The sequence below is a fragment of the Leifsonia tongyongensis genome, from assembly GCF_010686705.1.
Classification (GTDB): Bacteria; Actinomycetota; Actinomycetes; order Actinomycetales; family Microbacteriaceae; genus Diaminobutyricibacter; species Diaminobutyricibacter tongyongensis.
In genome coordinates this window covers 1,267,635-1,280,422 of record NZ_JAAGWY010000001.1, presented here as the reverse complement: position 1 = coordinate 1,280,422, position 12,788 = coordinate 1,267,635, and the positions used below count along the sequence as shown (strand labels likewise).

At 61.3% G+C, this 12,788-nt stretch carries 10 protein-coding genes; 7 read left to right on the top strand and 3 right to left on the bottom strand.

Going from position 1 to position 12,788, the window contains the following annotated elements; translation table 11 throughout:
• Window positions 1-19 precede the first annotated feature (19 nt).
• Genes G3T36_RS06205 through G3T36_RS06190 form a run of 4 tightly spaced genes read left to right on the top strand, consistent with a single transcriptional unit; the run spans window position 20 to window position 4,521 of the window.
• A complete protein-coding gene (locus G3T36_RS06205) occupies window positions 20-1,075 on the top strand; it encodes a polysaccharide biosynthesis protein (RefSeq protein WP_163288672.1) in 1,056 nt (351 codons plus the stop codon).
• Window positions 1,072-2,169, top strand: coding sequence for a polysaccharide biosynthesis C-terminal domain-containing protein (locus G3T36_RS06200; protein ID WP_163288671.1), 1,098 nt, complete (start codon window positions 1,072-1,074; stop codon window positions 2,167-2,169). Before G3T36_RS06205 ends, G3T36_RS06200 begins: the two co-directional genes overlap by 4 nt.
• Window positions 2,166-3,299 carry a non-hydrolyzing UDP-N-acetylglucosamine 2-epimerase gene (wecB, locus tag G3T36_RS06195; RefSeq protein WP_163288670.1) on the top strand — a complete coding sequence of 378 codons (1,134 nt, stop codon included), beginning with the start codon at window positions 2,166-2,168 and terminating at the stop codon, window positions 3,297-3,299. Before G3T36_RS06200 ends, wecB begins: the two co-directional genes overlap by 4 nt.
• Window positions 3,300-3,354: 55 nt before the next feature.
• Entirely contained in the window at window positions 3,355-4,521 is a 1,167-nt protein-coding gene (locus G3T36_RS06190) for a glycosyltransferase (RefSeq protein WP_163288669.1), read from the top strand.
• On the opposite strand, the gene G3T36_RS06185 is transcribed toward G3T36_RS06190, so the two are convergent.
• Window positions 4,522-5,790, bottom strand: coding sequence for a nucleotide sugar dehydrogenase (locus G3T36_RS06185; RefSeq protein ID WP_163288668.1), 1,269 nt, complete (start codon window positions 5,788-5,790; stop codon window positions 4,522-4,524). It lies immediately after the preceding gene.
• A 138-nt stretch (window positions 5,791-5,928) separates the two neighbouring features.
• Between G3T36_RS06185 and G3T36_RS06180 the strand changes: the two genes are divergently transcribed.
• The 3 genes from G3T36_RS06180 to G3T36_RS06170 all read left to right on the top strand — a co-directional run bounded on the left by G3T36_RS06180 (window position 5,929) and on the right by G3T36_RS06170 (window position 9,981).
• A complete protein-coding gene (locus tag G3T36_RS06180) occupies window positions 5,929-7,755 on the top strand; it encodes a DUF4012 domain-containing protein (RefSeq protein ID WP_163288667.1) in 1,827 nt (608 codons plus the stop codon).
• Between the two features lie 253 nt (window positions 7,756-8,008).
• Entirely contained in the window at window positions 8,009-8,704 is a 696-nt protein-coding gene (locus tag G3T36_RS06175) for a hypothetical protein (RefSeq protein WP_163288666.1), read from the top strand.
• Between the two features lie 5 nt (window positions 8,705-8,709).
• Window positions 8,710-9,981 (top strand): O-antigen ligase family protein, encoded by a 1,272-nt coding sequence (locus tag G3T36_RS06170; RefSeq protein ID WP_163288665.1) that lies wholly within the window; start codon window positions 8,710-8,712, stop codon window positions 9,979-9,981.
• A 25-nt stretch (window positions 9,982-10,006) separates the two neighbouring features.
• On the opposite strand, the gene G3T36_RS06165 is transcribed toward G3T36_RS06170, so the two are convergent.
• Window positions 10,007-11,146 (bottom strand): glycosyltransferase, encoded by a 1,140-nt coding sequence (locus tag G3T36_RS06165; RefSeq protein ID WP_163288664.1) that lies wholly within the window; start codon window positions 11,144-11,146, stop codon window positions 10,007-10,009.
• Window positions 11,143-12,480, bottom strand: a complete 1,338-nt coding sequence (locus G3T36_RS06160) for a lipopolysaccharide biosynthesis protein (RefSeq protein ID WP_163288663.1) — start codon at window positions 12,478-12,480, stop codon at window positions 11,143-11,145. The genes G3T36_RS06165 and G3T36_RS06160 overlap by 4 nt, the downstream gene beginning before the upstream one ends.
• Window positions 12,481-12,788 lie beyond the last annotated feature (308 nt).

Below are 12,788 nucleotides of genomic sequence, written 5' to 3'. Positions count from 1 at the left end.
CAACAAGCATGGAGAAGGAATGACTACGACGGACTACGCAGGCAAGCGAATCCTGATCACCGGCGGTACCGGTTCGTTCGGTCACACTGTCGCGCGCAAACTCCTCACGCGCGATGTCGCCGAGATCCGGATCCTCAGCCGTGACGAAGCCAAACAGGATCTGATGCGCCACGAGCTCGGCGACTCGCGCGTCCGCTTCTACGTCGGCGACGTGCGCGACTACCTGAGCGTCGAGCGTGCCTCGAAGGACGTCGACTACGTCTTCCACGCTGCGGCACTGAAGCAGGTGCCGTCGTGCGAGTTCTTCCCGATGGAAGCCGTCAAGACGAATGTCATCGGCAGCGAGAACGTCGTCAGGGCGGCCGAGGCCTCGGGCGTCAAGTCACTGGTGTGCCTCAGCACTGACAAAGCGGTCTACCCGGTCAACGCCATGGGAATGACAAAAGCCATGATGGAGAAGGTCGCGCAGTCGCATGGCCTGAACAACCCTCATGCTGAGACCGTCGTGTCGTGCGTTCGCTACGGCAACGTCATGTACTCCCGCGGGTCGGTCATCCCGCTGTTCATCCGGCAGCTCCGGGCCGGCGGGCGTCTGACCGTCACCAACCCGGCGATGACGCGGTTCATGATGTCGCTCGAAGATTCGGTCGACCTCGTCGAATTCGCCTTCGTCAACGCCGAGCAGGGCGACCTCTTCATCCGCAAGGCTCCGTCATGCACTATCGGCGATCTCGCCCAGGCCCTGTCGAACCTGTTCCGCGTGAAGGCCGACATCAACGTGATCGGCACGCGCCATGCAGAAAAGGTGTCCGAAGTTCTGGCGAGCCGCGAGGAGCTTTCACGGGCAACTGACATGGGAGAGTACTTCCGTATCACGGCCGACAAGCGCGACCTCAACTACAGTGTCTACGTCGAAGAAGGCGATACGAAGCAGACCGAGTACAGCGACTACGACTCCCACACCACTGTGCGCCTGTCGGTCGGCGAGGTCGAAGACATGCTGCTGGGTCTGCCCGAAGTCCAGGAGGAGCTCTTCGCGGCCGGCCTGACGCCTGAGCGATCGGATGCCGTGTGACCAGCGTTTCACTGACCGGAGCGAACGGATTCCTCGGGTGGCATACCCGCTGCGCCGCTCACGCGCAGGGAATCCCGGTTACGACCATCGCTGTCGGAGACGGCTTCAACCTTGCCGCTGCAACTGGGGCCATCTCTGGGACCGACCGCCTCATCCACGTCGCCGGCGTTAATCGCGCGTCGGACGAAGAAGTGGTCGGTGGGAACGTCCGCTTCGCCGAGCAGCTCGCGAGCGCTCTTGAGCAGGCGGCACCAGCACCGTCCGTCGTCGTATTCGCCAACTCGATCCAGGCCGACAATGACAGCGCATACGGCACCGCGAAGCGAGTGGCGGCCGACATCCTGCGCAGCGCTGCCGAACGTGTGGGCGCGACCTTCGTGGACCTGCGCCTGCCGAACCTGTTCGGCGAGCACGGCCGCCCCTTCTACAATTCGGTCGTCGCCACGTTCAGCCACCTGCTGGCCACCGGCGGGCGTCCGGTGATCGACCAAGACCGCGAGCTGTCGCTCCTGCACGCGCAGAACGCAGCGGATGCCCTCCTCGGGTTCGTCGAGGCCGATCAGCTCTCCGATCTGGAGGAACGCGAGACGGTGACCGGCCTCCTCGCAAGGCTCGGCGACATCGCGAGCGTGTATTCGCGCGGTGGCGAGATCCCCGACATTGCGCACCCGTTCGAGCGTGACCTTTTCAACACCTACCGTGCAGCAGCTTTCCCCGAGGGAACGCCGATTTCGCTGCAGCGTCACGCGGACAACCGCGGGTCGTTCTTCGAGATCGTCCGTTCCCAGGGCGGTGCCGGCCAGAGCTCGTTCTCGACCACGGTCAGCGGGGTAACTCGCGGCGACCACTATCACCGCCGTAAAGTCGAGCGGTTCACCGTTCTGTCGGGCGAGGCGACCATCAAGCTGCGCAAGTTGTTCTCGACGCAAGTCCACGAGTTTCGTGTGGTCGGCGAGTCCCCTGCGAGCATCGACATGCCGACGATGTGGGCACACAACATCACGAACGTCGGCGAAGCAGACCTGTACACATCTTTCTGGTCGAACGAGCTGTTCGATCCCGAGCGCCCAGACACGATTGCGGAGCCAGTATGACCAACAAGCGTTTGAAGGTGCTCACCGTCGTCGGCACACGACCGGAGATCATCCGACTGGCCGCGACGATCAAGCTTCTCGATCGGCTCACCGACCACGTGCTCGTGCACACCGGCCAGAACTACGACTACGAGCTCAACGAGGTCTTCTTCGAAGATCTCGGCCTGCGCCGGCCGAACCACTTTCTCAGTGCGGACACGAGCTCGCTCGGCGCCGTGCTCGGCTCGGTCCTTACCAAGGTCGAGGCTGTGCTCGCCGAGGAGCGACCGGATGCGATGCTTGTGCTCGGAGACACCAACAGCTGCATCTCGGCCCTAATGGCGCGACGGATGAAGATTCCCGTCTACCACATGGAGGCGGGCAACCGCTGCTTCGACGAGAACGTGCCCGAAGAGGTCAACCGTCGCATGGTCGACCATGTGGCTGATTACAACCTCGTCTACACCGAGCACGCCCGACGCAACCTGCTCGCCGAGGGCATCCACCCGTCACGCATCCTCCTGACCGGTTCGCCTATGCGCGAGGTGCTCGAAGCAAATGCGTCGGCGATCGCGGCGAGCGACGTCGTTCAGCGTCAGGGGCTGGCTGAGGGTGAGTTCTTCCTCGTGAGCCTGCACCGCGAAGAGAACGTGGACAACCCCGCGCGCCTTGCCTCGGTGTTGGGGGGCCTAGGCCTGCTCGCCGACGAGTATGGCGTGCCCGTTCTGGTGTCGACGCACCCAAGAACTCGCAAGCGCCTGGAAGCCCAACCGGACGACCTGAAATCAAAACTGCTGTTCCACCCGCCCTTCGGCTTCAACGACTACGTGAAACTGCAGCAGTCGGCGAAGCTGGTGCTCTCCGACAGCGGGACGATCAGCGAGGAGTCGAGCATCCTGGGCTTCCCCGCCGTCACACTGCGCGACTCGATCGAGCGGCCCGAGGCGCTGGACACCGGATCGATCCTGACCGTCGGTGTGCGCGGCTCGGACATGTTGGCTGGTGTGAAGCTTGTTCTCGCCCGCCGCGAGCTGGCTTCGATTCCCGACATCCCCGCGGAGTATCAGATCGACGACACCGCATGGCGAACTGTCTCCTTCATCATGTCGACGGCAACTCGTCACCATGAACGGGCAGGGATCCGAGGGTGAACCCACGCACAACTAACGCGCGAGCAAATGCGGGCCTGGACCGACTAGGCGTCCGATGAAGTCGCAAGTTGTCGCCCTTTTCGCCCCCCTCTTTCCGCCGGCAAAGCTCGGCGGAGGACCCATTCGAACCCTGGAGGCGTTAGTCGAGGCGGCCCCGAGCGGCTTCCCGCTGAGCGTGCTCACGTCAGACCACGATCTCGGCTCAAGGGACCGCTTGCCCGTTAGGAGCGACCAGTGGCTGAAACATCATGATGCGAGCGTCTACTACGCGTCGGCCACTTCGATCAGAGGGCTGTTTCGCGGCTACCGGGCCCTGAAATCCCGTCACCCCGAAGTGCTGTATCTCAACGGCTTCTTCGACTTCAAGTTCTCAATCCTGCCGCAACTACTTTGGCGTGTCAGGTATTGGGGTCGCACCGTCAGACTTCTCGCACCCCGAGGCGAGTTCGGGTTGAACGCACTGGGTCGACGTTCGCTCAAGAAGAGAACTTTCCTCAGCGTCTACAGAGCGCTCGGCCTCCATCGCGGTCTGTACTGGCACGCGTCGTCGGAATTTGAGGCGGACGACATCCGTCGGCTATGGGGCGGTCAATCAACGATCCTTATTAGACAGAACGAGACACTTCTTCCTCAAACCGCTCTGTCGCCAAGAATCACTTCTGGAGCCGCACCTGGGCTTCGGGCAGCCTTTCTGGGTCGCCTGGTGGAGCACAAAGGTCTGCATATCGCATTAGAAGCCCTCTCGCAGGTGGAGTCGACAATCGAGCTCGACGTCTACGGGCCGACCGAAGATCCGCAATACGTCGAGTTCTGCCGCCGACTGATAAGCGAGCTCCCGGAGAACGCGTCGGTTCGCCTGCTCGGGATGCTCGACCCGGCAGACATCCGCTCGACACTTTCGGGCTACGAAGTGCTGCTGATGCCGACAGCGGGTGAGAACTTCGGACATGTGATTGCCGAGTCGTTGTCGGCCTCTTGTCCGGTCATGTGCAGCCCTCACACGCCGTGGAACGCTCTTCTGGAAGATGGCGGCGGATGGGTTCTCGATCGATCCGGTGAGGTATGGGCTGCCGCCCTCGACGACTACGCCTCACTATCGCCGGCAGAACGCCTCATCGCGCGTGAACGGGCTGGCGAGGCTTTTGCAAAATGGCGCGCTCAGCCGGGTGATCCCCACGTACTGGAACTCCTTGCGTCGCGCCTGGCGACAACGGGCGAGTGATCAGAGCCGAACGACTTTCGGACCTCGAAGGCGGTTCTTGGTGTCCAGGACCGGCAGGATCGCCGTCCCGAGGCTCGTCAAGTCAAGATCATCGTGGTCAGTAACGAGAATGGCGGCATCCGCCCCGTCGATCGCAGCCGCGACATCATCGGCTCGGCTGACTTTCGCCGGCCAACGGTTGGGTTCGACATGGCCGTCCACCGCGGTGAGAGTTGCTCCGTACTCGTCGAGCAATTCGATCAATCGCAACGCAGGGGATTCGCGAATGTCGCCAGAGTTCCGCTTGTAGGACAGTCCGATCAAGGCAATGCGTGAACCATTGAGTGCACGCTTTTCGCCGTTCAACATCGCCATGAGTCGCTGCACCACATAGTCAGGCATGTGGTCATTCACATCGTTCGCCAACTCGACGAACCGGAAGTTCTGTCCGAGCTTGCGGCGGACCTGCCAAGAGAGATAGCTCGGGTCCACAGGAAGGCAATGTCCACCGACTCCTGGACCGGGAGTGAATTTCATGAACCCGAAGGGCTTGGTCGATGCTGCCTCGATCGATTCCCAGACATTCACCCCGAGCTGGTTGGCAAAGATCGCCAGCTCGTTCACCAGAGCTATGTTTACGTGGCGGAAGGTGTTTTCGAGAAGCTTGGTCAGCTCTGCCTCTTTCGGCGAACTGACCGGGACGGTCCGCTCGACGAGGTCGTCGTAGAATCCCTGAACCTTTTCAAGTGAGGCAGCGTCGATACCGGATACGACCTTCGGGGTGGTCACGAAGTTCCACGTGCGGTTGCCCGGGTCGATTCGCTCTGGGCTGTAGCCGACGAAGAAGTCGACGCCTGCCGTGAGTCCTGATCCTTCCTCGAGGATAGGCACCATCAGCTCTTCAGTCGTGCCAGGGTAAGTCGTCGACTCGAGCACGACTGTCGCGCCGCGCTTCAATTTCTTCGCTAGCGATCGCGATGACTCCTCGATGAACGTCAAGTCGGGGAGACTCTCCCGGAGCGGCGTTGGTACGGTGATCACGGCGAAATCGAAATCAGCGGTGTGCTCGTAGTCCGCCGTGGGCAGGTACCTTCCGCCGGCCAGCGCATCCCTCAACACATCTGCGGAGATGTCGTCGACATATGAGACGCCATCCTGCAAGCTCGCGATGCGGACGGTGTCCAAGTCGACACCTATGACGTCATACCCGACCTCGACCGCGCGCATCGCGACGGGAAGCCCGACGTAACCCTGGCCGACGACGACTGCTTTGGGCGCGGAACTCTCCATTTTTTCCTGACCTCTTGACCGGCGAGTACGTGCCGAGCTGGCCCGCTGCCTTAGGAACCTTACCAAAATGGCATTCTGGCCAAATGGGGGACACCCGCCAACAGCGGCGGTTCAGCTTCCCTCTGATTGAATGGTCGAATGTCTTCTGAAGCCGATTCGCGCATCGCGCGACGCTATGCCGCCGCGCACCGCAGACGTCGGCGCAGCCGGTTCTACTCGCGCTGGTGGTTCTGGCTTATCATCGCTCTCGTCCTCATCCTCGTCGCATGCGCATCGTGGGTAAGCGTTCGTGCGTTGCAGGCAAAGCAGGACCTTCAGAGTTCCACGCCGTTGATCAGCACGCTCAAATCTCAGGTTCTGGCTCAGAACGGCGCAGGCGCAAAGGCCACCTATGCGAAACTCGAACCCAAAGTCACGAGCGCGCGTGAGCTCACGAGCGATCCCCTTTGGCGATTCGCCGAGGTCGTGCCTGTTCTCGGTCGCAACCTGGCCGCGGTTCGCATTCTCGCGAACGAGACGGATGCGGTCGTCACCGGAGCAGTCCATCCCCTGGTCACGGTAAGCAGCTCGCTCTCGCTCGAATCCCTGAAACCACACAACGGGCGCATCGACGTGACAACGATCGAGAAGATCATTCCTGCCCTCACCAGCGCATCCAGTGCCATCGACAAGGCGTTGACTGCGGTAAACGGCGTCGACACGAGCGGGACGCTCAGCCAGGTGGTCGCCGCCAAGACCAAGCTGCAGACGATGCTCGCCTCGACATCCACTCAGCTTCACTCGGCGAATTCCGTCCTCGCCATCATGCCTGGCGTGCTCGGCGCGAACGGCCCACGCAACTATCTTCTGATTTTCCAGAACAACGGTGAGCTGATGCCCGCCGGCGGCACCACTGGTTCGATGGCCGTGATGAACGTCGACAAGGGCGCGATCAAGCTGATTGCACAATCGTCTGCCGCACCGGCCGAGTTCCCGATGTTTGACAGCCCGGTGATCTCGGTGCCTGCGGACGCGAGTGCTCTGTACCCGACGAGCCTCGGCCGTTTCGTGCAGAACCTCACCGAGACCCCCCGGTTCCCGCTGACCTTCGACATCGCGAAAGCCATGTGGATGAAGGCCAAGGGCATTCAGATCGATGGCATGATCGCGGTGGACACGGTGGCGCTCAGCCATTTCCTCGCCGTTACCGGACCGGTCCCACTGATCGATGGAACCCAGCTGACGAGCGCGAACGCAGTTCAGACCCTCCTCTTCGGTCTATACGAGAAGCATGATGCCGCGACCGTCGACCTCATCAACCAGGCAGTCGCCGGCTCGGTGATGAGCAAGCTCCTCGACGGCGGCATCGACCCCAAGGCACTTGCGAGCTTCGTGGCTACGGCGTCAAAGGAGCACCGCATCCTTCTGTGGAGCTCCAACAAGGCCGAACAGGCCGTCATCGAGAAGTCCAGCTTCTACGGGGCGCCACCGAAGAGCACCGCAACGACGGATGCGTTCGGCGTCTACTTCCGTGACATGACCCCATCCAAAATGGCCTACTTTCTGAAGCAGAACGTCGACCTGTCACAGGCAACCTGCAAAGCAGGCGGCCCGACGGATGTTCGCATCACCGTGAAGCTGACCAACACCGCAGCCGCCGACGCGGGCGCCACCCTGCCGAGATATGTGACAGTGGCAGACGGTCATATCCGTCTCGGGGTCACCGCCTATTCTCCGCATGGGTACAAGGTGGCGGCCATCAAGGTCAGCAACGGCGGTGAAGCCCCACTCACAGGCACGGACGGCGAGTACACCGCTGCCCAAGACCGCGTGACGATCATGCCTGGCCAGACCCAGACGATCACGTTCGACCTGATTGCCGATCATGCCGACAAGCGCGCCCTTGCGGCTCAGGTGACGCCCGCGGTCAGCCCGACGACGATCACTCAGGGAACGCTGAACTGCGCCACCTGGCCGTCGAAGTAGGGTTGGCGCATGGAGAGTCCAAGTGCGGCTGCGTAACGATCGAGGCGAATGGCGTGTCACTCCGAAGAAGCTCTCCGCGTTCGCGCTGAGGAACGCGGTGGGATGGTTCTTGCGAGCAGGGTACGCAACGACCAATCGACTCGGCCGGCGAGGAATCACCTCTCCCCGAACCGACGGAGTAGTTTCGATTACGACTTACGGGCGACGACTTCGGACCGTACATATCGCCATCGAGTCGATCGCTGCAGGACACATGCGCCCAAGCAGAATCATCCTCTGGGTCGATACGGAGCAGTACGAGGCCGCCGGGCAGTTGCCCACACTAAAACGTTTGGTCGGCCGTGGGCTTGAACTGCGGTCGGCGAACGCATCCCTACGCTCGCACAAGAAGTACTTCCACTTCGTTCACGACTCTGAGCTCTCAGCTCGTCCGCTCATCATCGCCGACGACGACCTCCTCTATCCGCATACGTGGTACCGGGACCTTTGGGAGGGATTCACGGCCTCCGGGCGCAGCGCCGTCATTTCGGCATGGGTGAAGCGACCAGCAGTGGCTGACTCAAAACTGATTCCTTACGAGGACTGGCCCACTGCTCACGACACCATCCTCAGACGCGAGAACTACTTCATGGGAGGTTCCGGCACGGTATTTCCGGTCAGCTTCAATCACGTTCTGGCAACTGACGGAGACCGGTTCTTGAGCGTTGCCCCGACCTCCGATGACGCGTGGCTCAACAATCGGGCACACCGCGTTGGACTTCTCATCGGACAATCGACGGAAGGCGCGGTCCCCATCCGAGCTATCCCTGGGACTCAAGCACAGAAGTTGTCTAACGAGAACCTAGGCACTTCCGGGACCAATGCGCAATTGGCGAAACTCTACGAATCCGACGACCTCCTCCGGCTCTGGAACCCCGAAGCCGAAGCCCCGACGACCGCCGAACCTTAGACATCGTGGCTGATATTCTCGTGAGCATGCACACCCGGAGCAAGCTACTAGGTCTGAGAACCTGGCTGGCTGCGCTGATGGTCATTTTCTCGACCATGGACCCAGGCGCGCTGGTGAAGTATGGGCCGTATTTGGCGGTCGCGCTTTGGCTCACCGGAAATCCGGCCCGGTTCCGCGTGTCGTCCACGATCTGGTTGACGATCGCATTCGGTGGATGGATCGCTTTGTCCTCGAAATGGGCGATCAACCCGCTTGCCCATCAAGACGTATTGATCTGGATATCGTTACTGGTCATGTTCCTAGGCGTACAGGACCTCATCAAGTCAACCCGTCAGCTGCGGTTCCTGGCCTGGTCGTACCTGGTTGGCCTTTTGATCACTGTAATTGTGACGGTGGTGTCGAACTGGAGCGCTATCTCTTCGGCCGGTGTTGGCCGATACTCGGCTGATCAACTCAATGCGAACTATGTTGGGTACTCACTCGCTGCCGGATTCGCCATGATCGTGCTCCTTTGGGAAACAAAGGAGAATTCGTTTACCGCGAAGCTCGGACTTGTCGGGGTCGGGGCTGCAATCATCGTTGGCATCGAATTGACAGGCACGCGCGGTGCAGAGTTGGGCGTCGTCTGTTTGCTGGCGTGGTTGCTGCTTTGCAGAACCTTTAGGACCCCACCCATCAGGCTGCTGACTGTGACGCTCACCGCTATAGCGATAGGGATTACAACAGGACTGCTCGATCCTGTGATGGGTTTGCTGGACTTCGGCTCGCGGGGCGGAGGAGGGTTGTCCGGCAGGCTCAGTCTCTGGCCAATCGCACGCGAACTCTGGAACTCGAGCCCCTGGGTTGGCAATGGCATGTGGGCCATGCGTGCGTCGAATCCGTGGGGCGTCGACGCTCACAGCGTGTTCCTTGAGATCGGCTCCGCGCTGGGGATAATTGGCGTCGGCCTGTTCGTCGCCCTGCTCTGGTCAATTCTTGTCACCGGTACGCGCAGTGTCGAGAAGCGTGTCCGGTTTCTGGTGATCGGCTCACTCTTGGCAGTGTCCGCTCCCGCCTATTTCTCTGGCGCATGGGAGGCGACACCGACCGCCTGGATGATTCTTGCGATCTTCTCCCGAATCAGCGTGCTCGCGGCATCCGACTCGTCGGGAGGCATTGTCGTCCCAACGCTGGACGCATTCGTGAGCCCACGTGCGAAAGTGTCTAAACCACACGCCGGTGTGGCCCGTTTCGCCATTACACCGGCATCGGAGATCCCCGCCGTTTCGAACTACTAATTAGACAAGGGACTCCGGCCCGATGTCATTTCTTCCCGCCCTCGACAACGAAACCTAGCAATTCTGATAACGCTTCGACGTATGCGTCCGGCGAGAATACGCCGCGTGAATCAGCGGCGATCTTCTGTCGGTCCGGCTCGACCGAATCCATCCACTGGGCTGCTCGCACTACTCCGTCGACCAGCGAGTCATATGAATCCGAGGCCAGAACTATGGCGTTCTCCTCGTCGCGGAGAAACTCGCGCAGGTCGCTCGACAAGTTGGACAGAACAGGCGTTCCGAGCAGGAGGCTCTCGGCGATCTTCGATGGAAACCCGGTCCTTGCGAAGCGCCGGGCAGGATCACGCTGCAGAACTGTGAAATCTGCGCCGGACGTGAGCGCGAGGACCGTTTCGCGGGGCACTCTCCCGTGGTACCGAACCTTCACGGTCGAATCGTTGCGTCGCGCGGGCTCCTCAGGGGATTCGACGCCGATGACATCAATTTCAATATTCAGGCCGGCCATCGCCGAACTGTCGGTCAGGCGATCGATGTTCTCGAGCGTCTTCCGGTCCCGTCGTCCCGGTGTGCCCGCGTAGATGAGGCTCAGGGCGCCCGCGCGCGGCTGTGATCCGAGATGCGTCGGACTGATCGTGTCCATGATCGCGGGGATGCGAAGACAAACCAGCCCGCGATCGCGGAAGTAGTCCTCGAGCGCGGTACTTGCAACGACCGCAGCATCGCACCGCGCGGCTTCCCGTGGCATCGACCAGAGATTCGTCAGCCCAATGAAGAACTTCTGGCCCAGGTTCACGCCGTCGCGGATTTCATACCAGTCGACCACCTCGACAACGATGGGAATCTTACGACTCCGAGCCCACCTTCGCGCTGGCCGCAGGAAGCGTGGGTCGGCACCGTAAACGAACACCACGTCTGGCGTGGGGTTCAGCCCGCTCAGCCACGAGCTCACATCGGAGCCCATCCCCAACGTCCGGAGCGCGGGGATTTTCGCAATCGTCTTTCGCATCCAACCCGTTGGCCGCAGGCCGTCGCTGTCGCCACCCATCTGTCGGACGCGGTGCCCGGCCAACTCCAGCGACCGAATTACCCCGTTCGTGCGGGTGTTGTTAGCTGCTCCGCTTGCATATGAGTATGAGCTTACGTAAGCGATTTCGAGCGGCTTCACAGGGCCGCCGCTTCGACCGGGGCCGCTACTTCAGATGGTCTGTTCAACGCTCGCCGATAGCCGACCCAGGCGGCCGGCCAGATGATCAGGACATACGCGATGGATGTGACCAGCGGTAGCCACGCAAAGCCAAGGGTTGATGCGACTATCCATTTCACGGGGAATATCGCCAGCAAGACTGCATAGCCAATCATCTGGGGACGGAGCACTCCGGCAGCATTCTGCACCATGAAGGCTGGCGCAACACACGCCTGCACGACGTTCCAGAGGGCGAGCCCGGCAAGCAAAAAGAAGTCGATCGGGACCTTACCGCCCAGCCAGACGTTGAACGCGAATGGTGCCGCGACCACCGCGATCACTGACGCGGCGCCAACGATAGCTGGCGTGATCATTGTCATACGTCGTGCCGTCCGACGGACCCATGCGGTGTCACCAGCGCTGAGCGCCTCGGCACTGGTTGGCCAGAGCGGAATGGTGAGAACCGAGACAAGGGTTCCCACCATCGCAAAAACCCGGGCCGGAATGGCATATTCAGGGACCTGGCTCAGCGACGAGGTCTGAGCGACGATCCAACTGTCCACACCCAGCGCGACCGACATTGTGATGCTGATCGTGAGGAACCGCCCACCGATAGACGCGAGGTCCCTGGTAGTCGATAGATGGAAGTCGCGAACGGACGGCCGGAACTGCTTCCCCACTTTTCCAGAGAAGAACAGGACCGCGTTCATCCCGGCAACCAGAATGGGCACGAACGCGGCTACCGCAACAAACACGGCGCCCGTTGCTCCCAGCGAAGCCGCGACCAAAACAGCGATGATCCCGGCGACGCTTCCGCTCGCCTGCCAGAGATTCGAACGAGCGACTTCTTGGGCCGCGTACTGGACTCGAACGATCAGCCCTGCAATGACGTTAAGGATGAAGCCAGTGAGTGTCACGAGGGCGATAGCCCCAACTTCACCGTTTGCCTCCGAGCCAACACCGCCCACGACCCTCGCCCACGGAACGAACGCACTCGATGCCCATAGGAGAATCAGCGCCAACGTGACGACGAGACCAAGGGCGGTGTACGCAGACGACACCAACCGGCGGGATCGGACAACGTCTCCGCTTGCGATAGATGCTGACAGGCGGGTCATCAGGCCGGCACCGATTCCCAGGTCGGCAAATGCCGTGAACGCGGTCAATGCGAGGGCAGCCGACCATGCGCCATAGCCCTCGACTCCCAGCGCGGTGAGGGCCACCGGCACGGTGATGATCGGGGCGATGGCGGCGGTACCGCGTGAGACCGCCGACGAAGCGATCCCACCGAGAAGTCGTTGTCCTCTATTTTTCATGTACGCCTGCAGGACGAAGGGGATCCCGATTCACTTCCGAACTCCAGTCCCGCTGCCATGGCATTTGCCGTCGAACGATGAATGATACGACCCTTGAGACGCTCCAGAAACCATGCAAGAGCTAGCTCTTCGGCAAGGCTCGCACGTAGTCGCGCCGTTCCCTGTGAGGTGTTATACCGCGGGTCGATGGCTGCAGACGCAGACCATACCTTCGTATTTTCGCATATCGTTCGGAGAGTGTTCTGCGAGGCCGGCGCGTCATCGGGCGAAATTCGCCTCATACCGCAAATGGTCCCTCCTATTGGGGG